The organism is Pseudoalteromonas sp. NS-SX12 (assembly GCF_057367955.1).
On record NZ_CM170634.1, the window covers coordinates 1,715,466 to 1,733,641 of the forward strand.

The 18,176-nt window shown below is 39.0% G+C and carries 14 protein-coding genes; 7 read left to right on the plus strand and 7 right to left on the minus strand.

What is annotated here, in order from left to right; translation table 11 throughout:
- Window positions 1-59: 59 nt before the first annotated feature.
- The 7 genes from AC2IOM_RS08015 to nadC all read right to left on the minus strand — a co-directional run bounded on the left by AC2IOM_RS08015 (window position 60) and on the right by nadC (window position 7,455).
- A complete protein-coding gene (locus tag AC2IOM_RS08015) occupies window positions 60-1,199 on the minus strand; it encodes an MBOAT family O-acyltransferase (protein WP_486358059.1) in 1,140 nt (379 codons plus the stop codon).
- Window positions 1,196-2,077 carry a sulfotransferase family protein gene (locus tag AC2IOM_RS08020; RefSeq protein WP_486358060.1) on the minus strand — a complete coding sequence of 294 codons (882 nt, stop codon included), beginning with the start codon at window positions 2,075-2,077 and terminating at the stop codon, window positions 1,196-1,198. Before AC2IOM_RS08020 ends, AC2IOM_RS08015 begins: the two co-directional genes overlap by 4 nt.
- Window positions 2,074-3,900, minus strand: coding sequence for a class I adenylate-forming enzyme family protein (locus AC2IOM_RS08025; protein ID WP_486358061.1), 1,827 nt, complete (start codon window positions 3,898-3,900; stop codon window positions 2,074-2,076). Before AC2IOM_RS08025 ends, AC2IOM_RS08020 begins: the two co-directional genes overlap by 4 nt.
- 4 nt (window positions 3,901-3,904) lie before the next feature.
- Window positions 3,905-4,711, minus strand: coding sequence for a hypothetical protein (locus tag AC2IOM_RS08030; protein WP_486358062.1), 807 nt, complete (start codon window positions 4,709-4,711; stop codon window positions 3,905-3,907).
- A gap of 5 nt (window positions 4,712-4,716) precedes the next feature.
- A complete protein-coding gene (locus AC2IOM_RS08035; RefSeq protein ID WP_486358063.1) occupies window positions 4,717-5,802 on the minus strand; it encodes a hypothetical protein in 1,086 nt (361 codons plus the stop codon).
- Between the two features lie 22 nt (window positions 5,803-5,824).
- Window positions 5,825-6,202 (minus strand): pilin, encoded by a 378-nt coding sequence (locus AC2IOM_RS08040; RefSeq protein WP_486358064.1) that lies wholly within the window; start codon window positions 6,200-6,202, stop codon window positions 5,825-5,827.
- A gap of 398 nt (window positions 6,203-6,600) precedes the next feature.
- Window positions 6,601-7,455: a carboxylating nicotinate-nucleotide diphosphorylase gene (gene nadC / locus AC2IOM_RS08045; protein ID WP_486358065.1), complete on the minus strand. Its 855-nt coding sequence runs from the start codon at window positions 7,453-7,455 to the stop codon at window positions 6,601-6,603.
- A gap of 238 nt (window positions 7,456-7,693) precedes the next feature.
- Here nadC and ampD point away from each other — a divergent pair, with 238 nt between their 5' ends.
- From ampD to AC2IOM_RS08080, 7 genes are all read left to right on the plus strand, one after another.
- Window positions 7,694-8,236: a 1,6-anhydro-N-acetylmuramyl-L-alanine amidase AmpD gene (gene ampD / locus AC2IOM_RS08050; RefSeq protein ID WP_486358066.1), complete on the plus strand. Its 543-nt coding sequence runs from the start codon at window positions 7,694-7,696 to the stop codon at window positions 8,234-8,236.
- An 11-nt stretch (window positions 8,237-8,247) separates the two neighbouring features.
- Window positions 8,248-9,096, plus strand: coding sequence for a beta-lactamase regulator AmpE (gene ampE, locus AC2IOM_RS08055; RefSeq protein WP_486358067.1), 849 nt, complete (start codon window positions 8,248-8,250; stop codon window positions 9,094-9,096).
- 439 nt (window positions 9,097-9,535) lie between these two features.
- Window positions 9,536-10,282, plus strand: a complete 747-nt coding sequence (gene pdhR / locus AC2IOM_RS08060; protein WP_274761587.1) for a pyruvate dehydrogenase complex transcriptional repressor PdhR — start codon at window positions 9,536-9,538, stop codon at window positions 10,280-10,282.
- 69 nt (window positions 10,283-10,351) lie between these two features.
- Window positions 10,352-13,018 carry a pyruvate dehydrogenase (acetyl-transferring), homodimeric type gene (gene aceE / locus AC2IOM_RS08065; RefSeq protein ID WP_486358068.1) on the plus strand — a complete coding sequence of 889 codons (2,667 nt, stop codon included), beginning with the start codon at window positions 10,352-10,354 and terminating at the stop codon, window positions 13,016-13,018.
- A 12-nt stretch (window positions 13,019-13,030) separates the two neighbouring features.
- On the plus strand, window positions 13,031-14,929 hold the full coding sequence (aceF, locus tag AC2IOM_RS08070; RefSeq protein WP_486358069.1) for a pyruvate dehydrogenase complex dihydrolipoyllysine-residue acetyltransferase: 1,899 nt from the start codon (window positions 13,031-13,033) through the stop codon (window positions 14,927-14,929).
- 226 nt (window positions 14,930-15,155) lie between these two features.
- Window positions 15,156-16,580 carry a dihydrolipoyl dehydrogenase gene (gene lpdA, locus AC2IOM_RS08075; RefSeq protein ID WP_010561735.1) on the plus strand — a complete coding sequence of 475 codons (1,425 nt, stop codon included), beginning with the start codon at window positions 15,156-15,158 and terminating at the stop codon, window positions 16,578-16,580.
- A gap of 130 nt (window positions 16,581-16,710) precedes the next feature.
- A complete protein-coding gene (locus tag AC2IOM_RS08080) occupies window positions 16,711-17,382 on the plus strand; it encodes a tRNA-uridine aminocarboxypropyltransferase (RefSeq protein ID WP_010561734.1) in 672 nt (223 codons plus the stop codon).
- The last annotated feature ends 794 nt before the right edge of the window (window positions 17,383-18,176 follow it).

Here is an 18,176-nt window from a genome sequence, read left to right on the forward strand (position 1 = left end):
AGCCGTTAAAATAATGGCTGTGATCTCATTAAACCTTTTTTTTATTGACTCAAAAATTTTCATATATTGTAAATAGAAGTTAAATGGTTAAATAAAGATCCAAGCGTAGGGTATTTTACCAAGTAAAAGCCTACCCAAACAAAGTGTACCGTAATTATTATACTTAACAGTTTGGTAATTTTGTATTCATCGAATTTGACTAGATTACTTCTCGTTTTTTTTAGAGCTTGTACTTGTTGCCAAAATAGTATGCCCAGCGTGTGGTATAGAGCCCAAACGATATAACTTACACTCACTTTGTGCCAAAGGGCCATAATTAACAAGCTAGAAAACGTTGCTATGGCCTTACTTCTAAAAATGGCAAATAAGGGAGTGAAAATATACTTTTGACACCAACTAGTTAGAGAAATATGCCAGCTTTCCCAAAATTGAGAAATATTTTGTTTGAAAAAAGGGTTCTTGAAGTTTTCCATTACAGTAAACCCCAGCATATTTGCATAACCGATAGCAATATCCGAATATCCAGAAAACAGAATATATAAATTAATTCCGTATAGTGCTATATCTAGGTAAATTGTTAAAGTCGGGCTTGAAAAGGTAGTAATCTGAGGAATTAGTACCTGACTAAGAAGTAACTCCGACATAATAATGACTTTAACACATCCAAGTAAGAGTCTCTCCGCACCGTTGAATACTTGTGCACTATCCCATCTGTGGCGCCTTAAATCTTTTTGGAAAGAGTGAAGTCTGTGTATTGGTCCACACCAAATTGTTGGTAGGAAAAATAAGTAGCAAAATAGTTCTGAGGCTTTAATCTTATCACACGATTTCTGGCTATATTTCTCCGCAATTACATGGATACATCTCAAGCTGTAATATGAAAGTCCCAGTGGTACAAATGTTTCGTTAATGAAATTATGCTGAGATTCTCCGATTACTTTATAAATAATTAATATTGAGAAGATAAAAAAGCTAGAAAACAGCGTTACTAAGCCATTTATTTCTTTTTTATTGACTAGTTTTAATGCCAAAAGAAAAAATGAAAAAAGTAAAACTGCACTTTGAGGATCAAAATAAACTAGAAATCCCAATGTAAAAGCGCCCAATACGTATTTCCTAGTGTTGTCTGGAAAAAGCCAAAACAAAAGAAATAGCAACACAGCAGAGCCCGCCCATTCGGAAGATATCAGACTATTCATTTGACTGCTGTTGTGTATAGAGAGTTTAGGTATTTCGTCTTAAGGTTGCCTATGTTTTTTTTCTCAAACAAAGGGTAATCTAGAGTTTCTAATAATTCATTTAGAAGTAGCCCTAATGCGTTTTGTTCATAATCGGTGAGGCTAGGAATCTTTAACGTTTTGTGCACGCCTTTTGATTTTAAAAGCTTATGATCTGAAAATCCAAAATCATGATCAGAGTGCTCAAATGCTGATTTGAGAGTATCTGGTTCAAAGGGAACATCGATGAAGTCATGAATATCTTCTAAAACGTCAACAGGGTTATCAACAAAGTCCTCGTATTTACACAATATAATATTGCTTTGATGCTTATTTGCTAGCTCTAGAATTGCTTCTGTAGTGTTTTTCCAAGAGTGGGCGAAAGCAAATACAGCTGAAGGATATTGTTTTATATATTCGTATAGAGGGGCGGGATACGTGCCAATAGTATTACAAAATTCTATTGTACTTTTTATTACACTTATTGGATTTCGAATCAAACATATGTATTTTACATCATCTTTACATATTCGCTCGATTTCTTTGATGTAGAAAGCATCAAAAGCTGTCTTTTCGAGCCAAATTTTTTTTCTTTTTTTTAATTTGTATTCGTTTAAGAAAGAAAAAGCAAATTCTTTGAATTTTTCCAATACAAATTCATTATCGAACCCAATAAAATCGAGACCCATTAGTACTCCGAGTTCAACTCCTGAAGCTGTTTTATCACCAGATATAGCTTTTGCACATGCACTAAATAAATGTGTCTCTGGCGGGGCCGCAATGTGAGAGTGGGCTCCTAAAATTCTTTGGAGAAGGCTTGTGCCTGATCTAGGGTGACCGAAAATAATAACGTTTTTCAATTTATCATGCCTTCAATATGTTTTTTCAGATCCATTAGTGTAGTTGTATTTATAATTTGCTTGGGCGTAAATTTGATTTCTAATTGTTGTTCTAATTCTGCCAATAATAATAAAAACGACAATGAATCCCAATTTTCGGTTGTTTCTTGTGAGGATGCCATTGAAATGTCTGATTCATGACATTTAAATGTTATTGCAGCAGTCTTTAAAACTGTAACTTCTATGCTTCTGATATCACAGGGCGTATTAGTCTGTTTTAAAAAGTTAATAGCCTGTTCTACTAACTTCTTCTTCTCTACCTTACCTGAGGGACCGTAAGGCAAACTGTCTAATAGTATGAATTCATCAGGTACTTGTTCTTGTAAAAGGAAATTTTTACAGTGCGTATGTAAATCAATATTCGAAACTTTACTTTCTTCGGAAGTGAAGCAAAAGATAATCTTCTCTCCGAGTATTTTATGAGGTACGGAGACTGTTTCGCATTCTAGAATACTTGGGTGCAATCTCATTTTGTTATTAATATCTTCAGGGTTTACGTTGATACCTGCTCTTATGATAATATTTTTCACTCTACCGGTTATGCTAAAGAAACCATCGTTATCGATAATCGCGAGGTCCCCAGTTTTGTACCATCCTAAACTATCAAGATGCGGTGTTGAGTCATTTAAGTATCCATTAAATATTTGAGGACCTCGAAGTAATAGCTCGCCTTCAACATTCGGACTGGTTATATACTCGTTGTCATTTATTAATAACATGGCTTCAGTACCGTAGGGTTTGCCAATTGTCCCCACCTTCCTAGTAGCCTCATTTGGGCCACTGTAAAATACTTCGCTTACAGTCTCTGTCAGTCCGTAACAATTTACGATTTTACATTGAAAGCTTTTTTCAAAATCGCACCATAACTCGGTGGGTAGTGGTGCTGCAGTTGATTCAATAAACTTGAAGTTAGGATGAGTAAACGCATCATGTAACTGCTTCTCCAGGCGCTTAAACATTGCTAATACTGTTGGAATCGTAATTAGATGAGTAGCGTTATATTTATGGATAAGGTCAGTAAATTTTTCGAGGCTCTGCAATGATAAATCGCCTTGGTAAAGCCACGTAGCCCCGACAAAAGTCGTTAATAGAGATCCTTGATTTAATCCATCAGTATGATAAAGAGGTAAATGATTCGCGATGATACTTGTTTTGCTGAGATCGAATTTACTCTCAAGGGCAAGCATCTGGTGATACAAATTTGCATAGGATATTCTTACCGCTTTTGAATTAGATGTGCTTCCTGATGTGAACAAAATTAAAGCGTCTTCGTCTCTTTTTAAATTTTTTTGATTTTGAAAAGGCAGTAATTTATCGAGAATATTTGGAAATGTGTCATTTTCTATTTTGTTTTTATTGCCAGCAAATAATGAGGTTATGAACCCTTTTTTATATGTCGAACCTGTGAAAATGACGTTACTTTGATCATTAAAGTTCTGTTTACTTGTGCTTTCTGCAAAGATTAAAGGAGATTTAAAAAAAGAACATGTTTCTTGAATTAAGGATTTTGGGCTTTTTGGGTCGATAAAAGCAATTGGTTGTCCACTTACCAAACATGCTAAATATATAACACTAATAAAGTATGGATTACTATCTGCTACTAACACCGTATCAAAAGTTTGACCATTTTTATCATTTAAAAGAGTGCATGTTTTAAATACATGCTCTTTTAGTTTTTTGTATTTTATAATCTCTTTGTCAGCATTTACTAGGAATACTTGATTATCATTACAATCTCGTAACCTGTTAAAAACAAAGTTAGGTATAAATTCTGTATTTTCCATTATATTACATCTTAAAGGTGCTAATTTGGTCAATCATCCAAGCTGAGTATAATAGTCGCCCATCGTTATTCATATGAATAGTGTCACAATAAAACTCTTTACCCATAGTATCTACTTTTTGCCACTGTGTAGTAGCATCTTGAAATTCGATATCGTTTACCAAAAAATCATTGGAAACTGGGATGCTTAGAGCGACTACTTTTTGATTACCATTGAAATTTTTTAACTCTGCAATTTCATTTATCAAGACAGAGTTACCTCGTGAAAACCAAACAAAATCACTTAACTTCCTTTCCAAAACTTTTTCTTCTTGGTTGAGTGAGCTACAGTTTTTATCAAATTGCTCCAAATTTTTATCAAAGTGTATTGGATCCCAAGCGGTAGATGAAAATAGTGACCAATTTACAAACTCTCTTAGCTCGATAACTTTAGCTAGAAAGCTTTTTTGCTTAATAAGAAGGTCTTCTTGAATGATGACTAACTTAATATTTGATTTGGGAATTGATTCAAGAATTTTATCAAAGTCTGTAAGAATTCCTTTGTTTTTTGTAACTGATATAAAAAATACATTTTTATTTAGCAACTTACTTAAACTTTCAGAAAGTTCTATATCAGATTGCAACGCAAAACGTAATTTTGAGTCACCTATGGCAATTATTTTTATACCTTCCTTGGCCGAAAACTCTTTAAACCGTTCGTTGTTAAATGAAGTAAATTTTGTAGAGGGAGGGACTGGTATTGTACTTGTTAGTGCAAATAGTACAGCACTAACAAGTATTAATGTTAATAACCAAACGAATAACCTAGACATATCAGCTAAATTTTAAGACTTTCTCGTATTTGTTTCTTTCTCAACTTCCAAATTTGACTATCAACTATGTAGTGGTGAAAATTTATAGTTTGGTAAGCTAAAACTGTAAGTACAACTAAATTTAATTCCTTAAATGATTGCTGAGCTAAAGGAATCGCGAATCTATTTATAAAAAAGTCATAGAATACAAACGTTAGAATCAAAGTAATTGAGAAGTAAACTACTAAGTTCTTTTTTTGTGAAATTGTTGACAGAAATGGAGCTTTTTTTGTGTAGGTGTTTGAAAATCGCTTATTGTTAAATAGCCAAACGAACAAGATATATTGTAAGTTATGCCAAACATTAATAAGTAACCAGCCAAGCGTTAAATCATAGATAAAACTATAGGCCATCAAAAAAACTATATAATGGCTAATCAAGTATTTATTAGAAAGAGATATGTATCTAAGTTTCAAATAATCTGAAACGATTGATTTGATTTGTATTAGACATAATACACTAAAAGTAGCTATTAAAATTGAGTTTAATATAAATGGAATCGGAAGAGTCTTTACTTCCATAAATAAAAAGTGAGTTGGTGCTTTTAGTGATATAACCAAAAAGGCTAAAATGACAGGGGCATAAAATTGAATTCGTTTTGTTAAATCATATTGATCTATCTCTTTAGATTTAGATAAATACGACTTATACACTCCTTCGCTCTGTCTAGAATAATGGTATAGCTGCCAATATAGATATAGCGTACTAATTGCCCATAAGCCAAGCATCTTGTATAACACATAAGTACCAAGAATAACTGCGACCGGTAGCAGAGAGTTAAGTATGATATTACTTTTGAAATCATTTATCGAAAACGAGGTTCTTGTATAAGTTGCGATAACGTGGTGATAACCTAACAACCATAAATCAATGGTCAAAATAAGATAGAATAAACTAGGGTTCAATTCAGCAAACAAATAGAAAGAAAATCCGAGCGCCAGTGTGAGATAGATGAATGCAATGTCAAAAGGCTTTGAATAAAGGTGCTGAGAGTCGTTCATTTGCAATATATCCGTTTTCAAAAATAAAAATGCCAACTTTAAAGTTGGCATTTTCGTAAAACTCAAGCCTTTATTAAGGAGCTGGAGCTGCTGCTGCTGCGTCAGAACATGAACCAGTTCTTAGGCCACAAGAAATAACAGTTGCAGCGTCATCTTTCGATGTAAATGTGTAAGGGTCTGCAGGAAACGCACCGTTGGTATATGTTGTGCTAGTGCAAGCAGATGGAGTATAAGTAGGAAGCAATGCAATTGCTGCTGCATCAGTGCCTTCATTGCGCGCTACAGAAATACCGCGAGCTACACCAGTTGCTTCAGCAAGGCAAGAGCGAACTTTCGATTTGTTTGTGTAGTCTTGATATTGTGGTAGTGCCACTGCTGCAAGAATACCGATAATTGCAACAACGATCATTAATTCGATTAAAGTGAAACCCTTTTGGGCTACTTGTTTCATGTTTTTCATAATGTACCTCTAACGAGTGTTTATGGGGCTAAGTTATTAAAAAGAGCTGCCTGTTAAACAGGGCATACTCATTCCATTAATTAGTATAGTTAAACTTCTCTAATGAGAAAGTAAGTATTAGTAACTTTTCCCTAAGCGATTAATACCAAACCATAAAAAATTATTAATTTGTTTCTAAAAACCACCTAAAGGTACTACTAAGTTGGTTTACTAGGAACAAAACTAATTCCTTATTACTAGCCTGTACTTCCTGTACTCGCTATTTCTAATGAGATGCTAGCACGACATTTAAAACTTGTGTAGCATCTTTTTTTACAATTAGCTTACATGTTCCTAAATTAATACAAAAGGATTACACGTTCTGTATGAAAAAAGTTAAAGTTCACTAATTAGTCGCCATTATTTTCAAAACGCATTGATAAATCAAGCGCTTTTACATGTTTTGTTAATGCACCTGACGAAATAAAGTCGACACCCGCCTGTGAATAGGTGCGTAAAGTCTCTAATGTCATATTACCTGACACTTCCAGTTTGGCGCGTTTGTTGGTGATTGTTACCGCCTTGTTAATCATCTCAACTGTGAAATTATCAAGCATGATGATGTCTGCACCAGCATCAAGAGCCAACTCTAGTTCTGCTAAGTTTTCTACTTCTACTTCTACTTTTTTATCTGGGTGATTTGTTTTCGCTTGTGCTACCGCTTTCTCAATGCCACCGCAGGCAGCAATATGGTTTTCTTTAATTAAAAAGGCATCAAATAAACCAATACGATGATTTTCGCCGCCACCACATTTTACCGCATACTTTTGTAGTAAACGTAAACCCGGAATGGTTTTTCGTGTATCGAGCAATTGTGTACCCGTACCAGTTAACTCTTTTACATAGTGGGCGGTAGTAGTTGCTGTGCCTGAAAGTGTTTGTACAAAGTTAAGCGCGGTGCGCTCAGCAGTTAAAATTGCGCGTGCATTACCAACCGCGGTAAATAATGTTTGGTTTTCTTCAATGACTTCTCCATCATTAACTAATACATTCACTATTACACTTGGATCTACCTGTTCAAACACTTCTAAAATAAGTTGCTTTCCACAAAAAACACCCGCTTCGCGTGTGATTACTTTTGCGTTTGCTTGTTGTGTTGCCGGAATAAGCTGTGCGGTAATATCGCCGTCAGCACTTTGGTAGTTTAAGTCTTCGTCGAGTGCAGATTTAACAAGTTGAGAAATTAATTGTTGAGAGAGAGCCATAGTGAAATTACAGATAATGAACGTTGCAATAATTTTATCGTGTTGATTATAAGTTGGCTATGATTTTATTGGATTTCAGATTTCAGATTTCAGATTTCAGATTTCAGATTTCAGATTTCAGATTTCAGATTTCAGATTTCAGATTTCAGATTTCAGATTTCAGATTTCAGATTTCAGATTTCAGATTTCTTTCGGCAAGTGTTAATCTAAATCTAATTTCTGCAGGCTACTTCGAAACATGCAAATAGAACAACACGTATTACAAGGTATTAGCTTTTTACCTTCTCCTCATTTTAACGAACGACCAGATGAGCAAGATATTTCTCTGATTGTACTTCACAATATTTCGTTGCCAGCAGGTCAGTTTGGTTTACCGTATATTTCTGATTTATTTTTAGGTTGTTTGGATTGCAAGGCTGACCCGAGTTTTTCAGATTTAGAAGGGCTTGAAGTATCAGCGCATTGTTTAATTCGCCGCGATGGTGAGATTATTCAGTACGTACCATTTAATAAGCGTGCGTGGCATGCGGGTGTGTCTGAGTATAAAGGTAGGCAGGGATGTAATGACTTTAGTATTGGTATTGAATTAGAGGGGAGCGATCATGTTACTTTCACAAATGAGCAGTATGCTAGTCTTGAAGAACTGGTCAAAATGCTTTTAAAACATTATCCTAAGTTAAATTCAAAAGCGATCACGGGTCATAGTGATATCGCGCCAGGTCGGAAAACAGATCCTGGTCCACACTTTGATTGGGTCCGCTTTCATGCCTCATTAACCTAGCAGAGAACAAGATGATTTTAATTTCAGTAATCTTAGCACTTATTATTGAAAGACTAGCCGCAAAAGAAGATGCTTGGCAGCTTAATACCTATGTTAAGCATTTTATTAGTGTAAGTGAGTCAAACGGCTTATTTAGTAAGATTTACTCGCGTCGAGTGGATTTCTTTATTTGGCTATTACTTCCTGTGCTACTACTCTTTGCCGTGAGTGAAACATTTGATTTTGTTTTGCTTGAATTAGCGATTAACGTGGTTGTGTTACTCGTGTGTTTTGGTTGTGCTTACTTGCGTGAGAAATACAAAGGGTATTTAAACGCATTGCAGCGAGATGATGCAGAAGCTGCAACACTGTATGCGTTCCAATTAGGGCAAAAACGTACAGAACAGGATGGTGGTGAAACGCTCGGCCAAACAATCGCATGGATTAACTTCCGTTTTTATGGCGCGGTTATTTTTTGGTTTGTTATATTTGGAGTGTGTGGCGCACTTGGTTATGCGTTGATTCGAAATTTTGCAGACCTGACCCGTAATGACCCTGAATCAGCCTTTCGAAAACACAAAAAGGTGCTTCATAAAACACTTTATTGGCTGGATTGGTTACCGGCACGCATTGTCAGCTTTGGTTATTTAATTATTGGTAACTTTAGCCAAGGCACGGCTACTTATTTAAAATATGTATTTAACTTTTCAGTACCAAATCGACGAGTCATCGGTGACATTGCCCATGCCGCTGAACGTGTAGAACAAGAGTTTATCGGCTGCAGTTTTGAAGCCAAATGCATGGTGCGTTTGGTAAAGCGAAACATGCTGCTAATGCTAGCGGCAATTGCAATTCTTACTTTGCTGGGGTCGGTTGGTTAAAAAAGAGTCGAGATTTCAGGGTTTGGGTTTCAGAATTTTTGCCGAACCCTGAACCCTGAACCCTGAACCCTGAACCCTGAACCCTGAACCCTGAACCCTGAACCCTGAACCCTGAACCCTGAACCCTGAACTTCATCTGGTCTGACCATTTTACTTTTTAACCAATTAAATAATTATTCTGTTATTTTTTGTCTACCTTTAATGGTGTTTGATTTCTTATCTCTTACGTAACCTGAGGTTTAGTGCATCGTTGCCAAACTATTTTTAGGCAAAAACACTGCATTGAATAGTTATGCCATTAATCTTGATAATTTTGACTATTCACCGTATTTCTGATAATTTAAGCGCTAATTTTGGTATGACCAATTTACCTTTCGCAAATTTAACACTATATTTGTTTGATTAGGAACAGGAAAACAGAAGGTTACCTTATAAGCCTATGTCATTTAAGATAAAAGCAGCTAAGCTGTCGGATGTTATTTTAGAGCAACTTGAGAATATGATTCTTGAGGGCTCGCTTGCGCCTGGTCAAAAGCTACCGCCTGAACGCGAATTAGCAAAGCAATTCGAAGTCTCTCGTCCTTCTTTACGTGAAGCAATTCAAAAGCTTGAAGCAAGGGGCTTAGTTACCCGTCGTCAAGGCGGTGGTACTTATGTAAAAAATCAGCTTGAAGGTGGCATGACAGATCCGCTCTTTGATTTGATTTCGAAACACCCTGAATCACAATTTGATCTGCTTGAGTTTCGTCATGCATTAGAAGGGATTGCTGCATATTATGCAGCACTGCGCGGAACAGACACAGATTTTGAATATATTTCTAAATGTTTTGATGCCATTGCAACAGCTGATGATATTGAAACACAAGCTAAAATGATTAATGCCTTTCATTTTGCCGTAGCAGAAGCATCACATAACGTGGTGTTATTGCATTTGATCCGCGGTATGAAATCATTACTTGAGCAAAATATTCAGCAGAATTTAATGGTGTTAGTGCAAAAATCAGATGTTAAAACGCAGCTGGCAGAACACCGAAAAGCCTTATTTGATGCTGTGATTACAGGTGAACCAGATAAAGCACGTGATGCAAGTAATGCACACTTAGCCTTTATTGAAGAAGCTTTATTGCAAGCGGGTAAAGAGCACTCTCGTATTGAGCGCAGTTTACGTCGTTCGCAAAAAAATTAAACGATTTGAAACATAACTCGATTTATCTGTTAGGGATAAATTTGAATTTAAACATAAGGAACACTCCATATGTCTGAAGTCAATAAAATTGACGTTGACGCGTTAGAAACCCAAGAGTGGTTGCAGGCGCTTGAGTCAGTAGTAAAAGAAGAAGGCGTTGAACGCGCACAATTTTTACTTGAACAAGTTCTAGAACAAGCTCGTCTTGATGGCGTAGATATGCCAACTGGTATCACAACTAACTATGTGAATACTATCCCTGCAGATCAAGAGCCTGCATACCCAGGTGACACTACAATTGAACGTCGTATTCGTTCAATCGTGCGCTGGAATGCGATCATGATCGTATTACGTGCATCTAAAAAAGACCTAGAGCTAGGCGGCCACATGGCGTCTTACCAGTCTTCAGCTGCATTCTACGAAATGTGTTTTAATCACTTCTTCCGTGCACCAAACGAGAAAGACGGTGGTGATTTAGTTTATTACCAAGGTCACATTTCACCGGGTATCTACGCACGTGCTTTCTTAGAAGGCCGTTTAACAGAAGCGCAGCTTGATAACTTCCGTCAAGAAGTTGATGGCAACGGTATTTCTTCATACCCGCACCCTAAATTAATGCCTGAATTCTGGCAGTTCCCAACGGTATCTATGGGTCTTGGCCCAATCGCATCTATTTACCAAGCGCGTTTCCTTAAATACCTAGAAGGTCGTGGTCTTAAAGAGACGAACGAGCAGCGCGTATATGCGTTCTTAGGTGACGGTGAGATGGATGAGCCAGAATCACGTGGTGCCATTTCTTTCGCTGCGCGTGAGAAACTAGATAACTTATGTTACCTAATCAACTGTAACCTACAGCGCCTAGACGGCCCAGTAATGGGTAACGGTAAGATCATTCAAGAACTTGAAGGTCTATTTAAAGGTGCTGGCTGGAACGTTATCAAAGTAGTTTGGGGTTCTGGTTGGGATCTACTACTTGCGAAAGATACGACTGGTAAGCTACTTCAGCTTATGAATGAAACAATCGACGGTGACTATCAGACATACAAGTCAAAAGATGGTGCATACGTGCGTGAACACTTCTTTGGTCGTTACCCAGAAACAGCTGCATTAGTTGCTGATATGACTGATGAAGAGATCTTCGCACTTAAGCGTGGTGGTCATGAGCCTTCAAAACTGTTCGCAGCATTTAAAGCAGCGCAAGAAACGAAAGGTCGTCCAACGGTTATCCTAGCTAAGACAGTTAAAGGTTACGGCATGGGTGAAGCGGCTGAAGGTAAAAACATCGCGCACCAAGTTAAGAAAATGGACATGACGCACGTTGCGCACCTTCGTTCACGTCTAGGTCTTGAAGACTTGGTATCTGACGAGCAATTAGTTGAGCTTCCTTATTTGAAACTTGAAGAAGGTTCAGCTGAGTACGAATACTTACATGCACGTCGTAAAGCATTACACGGTTATACACCACAGCGTTTACCTAACTTCACGCAAGCACTTGAACTGCCAACACTTGAACAGTTCCAGCCGCTACTTGAAGAGCAAAAACGTGATATCTCAACAACAATGGGTTATGTACGCGCGCTAAATATCTTATTAAAAGATAAAGGCGTAGGTAAAAACATCGTTCCTATTATTGCTGACGAAGCGCGTACTTTTGGTATGGAAGGTTTGTTCCGTCAAATCGGTATTTACAACCCACATGGCCAAAATTACACGCCTCAAGACCGTGACATCGTTTCTTACTACAAAGAAGCAACATCAGGTCAGGTACTTCAAGAAGGTATTAACGAGTTAGGTGCAATGTCTTCATGGGTTGCTGCTGCAACGTCATACTCAACGAATGACTTGCCAATGATCCCATTCTACATCTATTACTCTATGTTTGGTTTCCAACGTGTTGGCGACATGGCGTGGATGGCAGGTGACCAACAGGCACGTGGTTTCTTACTTGGTGCAACGGCTGGTCGTACAACGCTTAACGGTGAAGGTCTGCAACACGAAGATGGTCACTCGCACATTCAAGCGGGTACTATTCCTAACTGTATTTCTTACGATCCAACATTCGTATTTGAAGTAGCGGTTATCTTACAAGATGGTATTCGTCGTATGTACGGTCCTGAGCAAGAGAATGTGTTCTACTACCTAACGCTAATGAACGAAAACTACGCTCAACCTGCAATGCCAGAAGGTGCGGAAGAAGGTATTCGTAAGGGTATCTACAAGCTTGAAGAAAATGCAGGCGACAAAGCACACGTTCAGCTAATGGGTTCAGGTACTATCTTAAACGAAGTACGTAAAGCTGGTCAGATCTTAAGCGAAGAGTATGGTATTGGTTCAGATGTATTCTCGGTAACTTCATTCAATGAGCTTGCGCGTGATGGTCAAGATGTTGAACGTTTCAACATGCTTAACCCAACATCAGAGCAAAAAGTACCTTACATCACATCTGTACTAGGTGAGTCGCCAGCGATTGCGGCAACTGACTACATGAAGAACTACGCTGATCAAGTACGTGCATTTATGCCAAGCGCATCTTACAAAGTACTTGGTACGGATGGTTACGGTCGTTCAGACAGCCGTGAAAACTTACGTCGTCACTTCGAAGTAAATGCAGGTTACGTAGTTGTAGCTGCGCTTACAGAGCTTGTTAAGCAAGGTAAAGTTGACGCATCAGTTGTGGCAGACGCTATCAAGAAATTTGATATCGACACAACGAAAACTAACCCACTATACGCATAAGAGGCAGATAGAATGGCAATCGAAATTCATGTTCCAGACATTGGTGCAGATGAGGTTGAAGTAACTGAGATCCTAGTTAAGGTAGGTGACACAGTTGAAGTAGATCAATCTCTTATTTCAGTTGAAGGTGATAAAGCTTCAATGGAAGTGCCAGCTGCACAAGCGGGTACAGTGAAAGAAATTAAAGTAGCTGAAGGCGACAAAGTTGCCACTGGCTCTTTAATTATGATTTTTGATGCTGCGGGTGATGCACCTGCAGCGGCCGAGCCTGAAGCACCAGCAGCCCCTGCGGCGGCTCCTGCTCCAGCTGCGGCATCTGAATTAGTTGAGGTTCACGTACCAGATATTGGTGGTGACGAGGTTGAAGTTACTGAAATCTTAGTTGCAGTAGGCGACGTGGTTGAAGCTGACCAATCAATCTTAAACGTAGAAGGCGATAAGGCTTCTATGGAAGTACCAGCGCCATTTGCAGGTACGGTTAAAGAAATTAAGGTTGCAGTTGGCGGCAAAGTGTCAACGGGCTCGCTAGTATTTGTATTTGAAACAGGTTCATCAGCAGCACCCGTTGCAGCGGCGCCTGTAGCAGCATCTGCTCCAGCAGCACCTGCAGCGGCAGAACTTATCGATGTTTTTGTGCCAGATATCGGCGGTGACGAAGTTGAAGTCACTGAGATTATGGTTGCGGTAGGCGATGTGGTTGAAGCTGACCAATCAATCTTAAACGTAGAAGGCGACAAGGCTTCTATGGAAGTACCAGCACCGTTTGCCGGTACGGTTAAAGAAATTAAGGTTGCAGTTGGCGGTAAAGTATCGACTGGCGCACTGGTATTTGTATTTGAAACGCAAGGCTCTGCACCTGCAGCAGCTCCAGTAGCGGCTGCACCTGCACAAGCGGCTTCGGCAGCACCTGCGGCAAAACCAGCGCCAGCAGCGGCACCTAAAGCTTCAGCACAAAAAGATGAGTTTGTAGCGAACGACCAATACGCTCATGCATCACCTGTAGTTCGTCGCCTAGCGCGTGAGTTTGGTGTAAACCTAGCGCGCGTTAAAGGCACGGGTCGCAAGAACCGTGTACTTAAAGAAGACGTACAAAACTACGTGAAAGAGTTAGTGAAGCAAGTTGAATCAGGTCAGCTATCTAAAGGTGGCAACACTGGCGGTGGCGAGCTAAACCTAATTCCATGGCCAAAAGTAGACTTCAGCAAATTTGGTGAAGTTGAAGAGAAGAAACTTTCTCGTATTCAAAAGCTTTCTGGTGCAAACCTACACCGTAACTGGGTACAGATCCCGCATGTTACACAGTTTGACGAAGCAGACATCACGACGCTAGAAGCATTCCGTAAAGAGCAGAATGTAATGGCTGAGAAGAAGAAAATGGGCGTGAAGATCACTCCATTAGTATTCGTAATGAAAGCCGCTGCTAAAGCACTAGAAGAGTTCCCAACGTTTAATTCATCACTGTCTGAAGATGGCGAAAGCTTAATCCTTAAGAAGTATGTAAATATTGGTATTGCAGTAGATACGCCAAATGGTCTAGTTGTTCCTGTTGTACGTGACGTGAACAAAAAAGGCATCATTGAGCTATCTCGCGAGTTGATGGAAATCTCTGGCAAAGCACGTGAAGGCAAACTAACTGCATCAGATATGCAGGGCGGTTGTTTCACTATTTCTAGCCTAGGTGGTATCGGTGGTACTGCGTTTACACCAATCGTAAACGCGCCAGAAGTTGCTATCTTAGGTGTGTCAAAGTCAGACATGAAGCCAAAGTGGAATGGTAAAGAGTTTGAGCCGCGCCTAATGGTGCCGCTAAGCTGTTCATACGACCACCGTGTAATTGACGGTGCGTTAGCAGCACGCTTTACTGCAACGCTTGCAGCTTACTTGAGCGACATTCGCCAGTTAGTGATGTAAGAAAAGAGCTTAACGCATAACTTCGGTTATGCGTTTTGTTTATAGCAAATAGTATTAATTGAACGAAATCTCTTGAAAATTGCACGACATATGTAAACGGCAATGCTAGAATTTCGCGCAATATTAATTTATCTGCCCAAAGTCTTGTTAATTGAGATAAATAGGCAGGAGTTTGGGTGATACAATTCTCGTATTATCCCGTTCGAATAACAGTTAAGGTAATAACATGAGCAACGAAATCAAAACTCAAGTTGTTGTACTAGGCGGTGGTCCTGGTGGTTACTCTGCAGCATTCCGTGCTGCTGATTTAGGTTTAGATGTAACATTAATCGAATCACGCAATACTTTAGGTGGTGTGTGCTTAAACGTAGGTTGTATTCCTTCAAAAGCACTTTTACACGTAGCTAAAGTAATTGATGACGCAGCTGAAATGGCGTCTCACGGTGTTACTTTCGGTGCTCCTCAAATCGACCTAGACAAAATCCGTTCATGGAAAGAGTCTGTAATTGGTCAACTTACTGGTGGCCTAGACGGCATGGCGAAAATGCGTAAAGTTAACGTTGTTAACGGTTACGGCAAATTCACAGGTTCTAACACAATTGCTGTTGAAGGCGAAAACGGTACGACTACTGTTACTTTCGATAACGCAATTATCGCAGCAGGCTCTCAGCCAGTTAACTTACCTTTCATCCCAGAAGATGATCGTGTAATTGACTCAACAGGCGCGCTTGAACTTAAAGACGTTCCTGAAAAGCTACTTGTATTAGGTGGTGGTATCATCGGTCTTGAAATGGGTACTGTTTACCGTGCACTAGGTTCACAAATCGACGTAGTTGAATTTGCTGATCAACTAGTACCAGCAGCTGATAAAGACGTTATCAAGATTTACCAAAAGTACGTTAAGAACAAGTTCAACGTAATGCTTTCTACGAAAGTTGTTGCTGTTGAAGCGAAAGAAGACGGTCTATACGTTTCATTTGAAGGTAAAAACGCACCAGCTGAAGCTGTTCGTTACGACAAAGTACTTGTTGCTGTTGGCCGTACACCGAACGGTAAACTACTTGACGCTGAAAAAGCAGGCGTTGCAGTTGATGAGCGTGGCTTTATCAACACTGACAAGCAAATGAAGACAAACGTAAACCACATCTTCGCGATTGGTGATATCGTTGGTCAACCAATGCTTGCACACAAAGCTGTTCACGAAGCACACGTTGCTGCTGAAGTTATCTCTGGTAAGAAACATTACTTCGATCCTAAGTGTATTCCTTCAATCGCTTACACAGATCCAGAAATCGCATGGGTAGGTGTAACTGAGAAAGAAGCAAAAGAGCAAGGCCTTAAAATTGAAACTGCGGTATTCCCGTGGGCTGCATCTGGCCGTGCAATCGCTTCAGCACGTACTGAAGGTTCAACAAAGCTTATCTTCGATAAAGACTCAGGTCGCGTTATCGGTGGTGCTATGGTTGGTATCAACGCAGGTGAAATGCTTGGCGAAATCGGCCTAGCAGTTGAAATGGGCGCAGATGGTGAAGACCTAGCGTTAACAATTCACGCTCACCCAACGCTGAACGAGTCAATCGGTCTAGCTGCTGAAATTTTCGAAGGTTCAATCACTGACCTTCCAAACAAAAAAGCAGTTAAAAAGAAGTAATCTAACACTTCTTTAGAAAAACCCAGCCACTGTGCTGGGTTTTTTATTATCTGGATTATGTTCATCGGCTTAGTATTAGCTCAAAGCGCCAAAAAACGTTAGAATACGCCGCTTGTTTGGGAGAGGTCGATTGAAAAATTCAGTATTAGCACTTAGGCAACAACAGATCGCTGCAGCAAAGCGTGAATATAAAGCGCGTGGTTCAAAATTATCGCGCTGTGAGCATTGTTTGTTATCTGAAACCTTATGTATTTGCGATGGTATCGAAGAGGCAAATTGTGATGCTGCAGTTTGTTTGCTGATGTATCACAATGAAAGTTTTAAGCCGTCAAATACAGGACGTTTAATTGCTGATATTGTGCCTGACAATTATGCCTTTCGTTGGGACAGAACAGAACCTGATAAAGCGCTTTTAGATTTATTACAAAGTGATAAATACCAGCCCTTTATCGTGTTTCCTGAAGATAATATGCCAGTAGACCGGGTTGTTAAACAGGTCAGTCGTATTGCAGGTAAAAAACCGTTATTTGTCTTTTTAGATGGTACTTGGCGTGAAGCGAAGAAAATGATTCGCAAAAGCCCTTATTTAGACGGTTTCCCGATTTTATCTATTAGCCCTGAAAAGCTCTCTGAATATCATTTACGTGTTGCCGCATTTGAGCACCAATTGGGTACTGCTGAAGTGGCCATTATGGTGTTGGAGCTTGCAGGAGAGCTTGATGCGTCTCAAAAGTTAGAGCGTCACTTTATTGATTTTAGAAATGCTTACCTAAAGGGTAAGCGCAGTAAATTAGTGCCGTAATAACGGGATTAAAACTTGCAGTGTGGCATTGCTGTTTTTAGAAATGAGCAATTTCCTAAAGCTAAAGGGTAAACGCAGTAAATTAGTGCCGTAATAACGGGATTAAAACTTGAAGTATGGCATTGTTGATTTTAGAAAGGAGCAATTTCTTGAAAGGGAAATGCAGTAAACTAGTGGCTTAAAGCGCATATTCAAAACGTGATATGTGAATTTTAGGCAAATAAAAAGCGCAGCTGAAAGCTGCGCCTTAACGGAATCTTATTAGCGTCCTGCTATGCACATATCGTTGTTTGATTAGTGCAATCCTTGATATCCCTATTTTGACATGACTCGTCAATGAGCTAAATCCGTGCTCAATCCATCTATCCTATTTACAATCCTGTAAAAAAATCCGTTTAAGGTCCACATCCTGTAAACCATCAATTCCCTTGGCATCCTAGCCCAAAATCCATCTAGTAAATCCTACCAGCTCCTGCCGCTTACTAATCCTAAGTAAGGTCAATTCAGTCCATTTCCTTTTGACAGTGTTAATTCTAGAGCAGTGGTTGTTGAATAAAACTATATAAAATGGCTTGGTGAATTTGTTTTATTGCTGAAATATAGAGTTTGACGTGGTTATATATTTATAAAACAAGGTGTTAACTATTTTGGGTGCGTGTGTGCACCTCGTTTTTTGAGATAAGTAGGGGTGTTCTGTGAGATATATCCTACAGCTAAATTCGCTAATGTCTTTTGCTCTTCTAACTGAAAATTGTTTTCATTTAATTAAATTGAGTGCATTTAACGCTGTACAT

Excerpts from the sequence above, each read along its gene's own strand:
- AC2IOM_RS08015 (WP_486358059.1), bottom strand. The coding sequence starts at position 1,199 with ATGAATAGTCTGATATCTTCCGAATGGGCGGGCTCTGCTGTGTTGCTA.
- AC2IOM_RS08025 (WP_486358061.1), bottom strand. The coding sequence starts at position 3,900 with ATGGAAAATACAGAATTTATACCTAACTTTGTTTTTAACAGGTTACGA.
- AC2IOM_RS08030 (WP_486358062.1), bottom strand. The coding sequence starts at position 4,711 with ATGTCTAGGTTATTCGTTTGGTTATTAACATTAATACTTGTTAGTGCT.
- AC2IOM_RS08035 (WP_486358063.1), bottom strand. The coding sequence starts at position 5,802 with ATGCCAACTTTAAAGTTGGCATTTTTATTTTTGAAAACGGATATATTG.
- AC2IOM_RS08040 (WP_486358064.1), bottom strand. The coding sequence starts at position 6,202 with ATGAAACAAGTAGCCCAAAAGGGTTTCACTTTAATCGAATTAATGATC.
- nadC (WP_486358065.1), bottom strand. The coding sequence starts at position 7,455 with ATGGCTCTCTCTCAACAATTAATTTCTCAACTTGTTAAATCTGCACTC.
- ampD (WP_486358066.1), top strand. The coding sequence starts at position 7,694 with ATGCAAATAGAACAACACGTATTACAAGGTATTAGCTTTTTACCTTCT.
- ampE (WP_486358067.1), top strand. The coding sequence starts at position 8,248 with ATGATTTTAATTTCAGTAATCTTAGCACTTATTATTGAAAGACTAGCC.
- pdhR (WP_274761587.1), top strand. The coding sequence starts at position 9,536 with ATGTCATTTAAGATAAAAGCAGCTAAGCTGTCGGATGTTATTTTAGAG.
- aceE (WP_486358068.1), top strand. The coding sequence starts at position 10,352 with ATGTCTGAAGTCAATAAAATTGACGTTGACGCGTTAGAAACCCAAGAG.
- aceF (WP_486358069.1), top strand. The coding sequence starts at position 13,031 with ATGGCAATCGAAATTCATGTTCCAGACATTGGTGCAGATGAGGTTGAA.
- lpdA (WP_010561735.1), top strand. The coding sequence starts at position 15,156 with ATGAGCAACGAAATCAAAACTCAAGTTGTTGTACTAGGCGGTGGTCCT.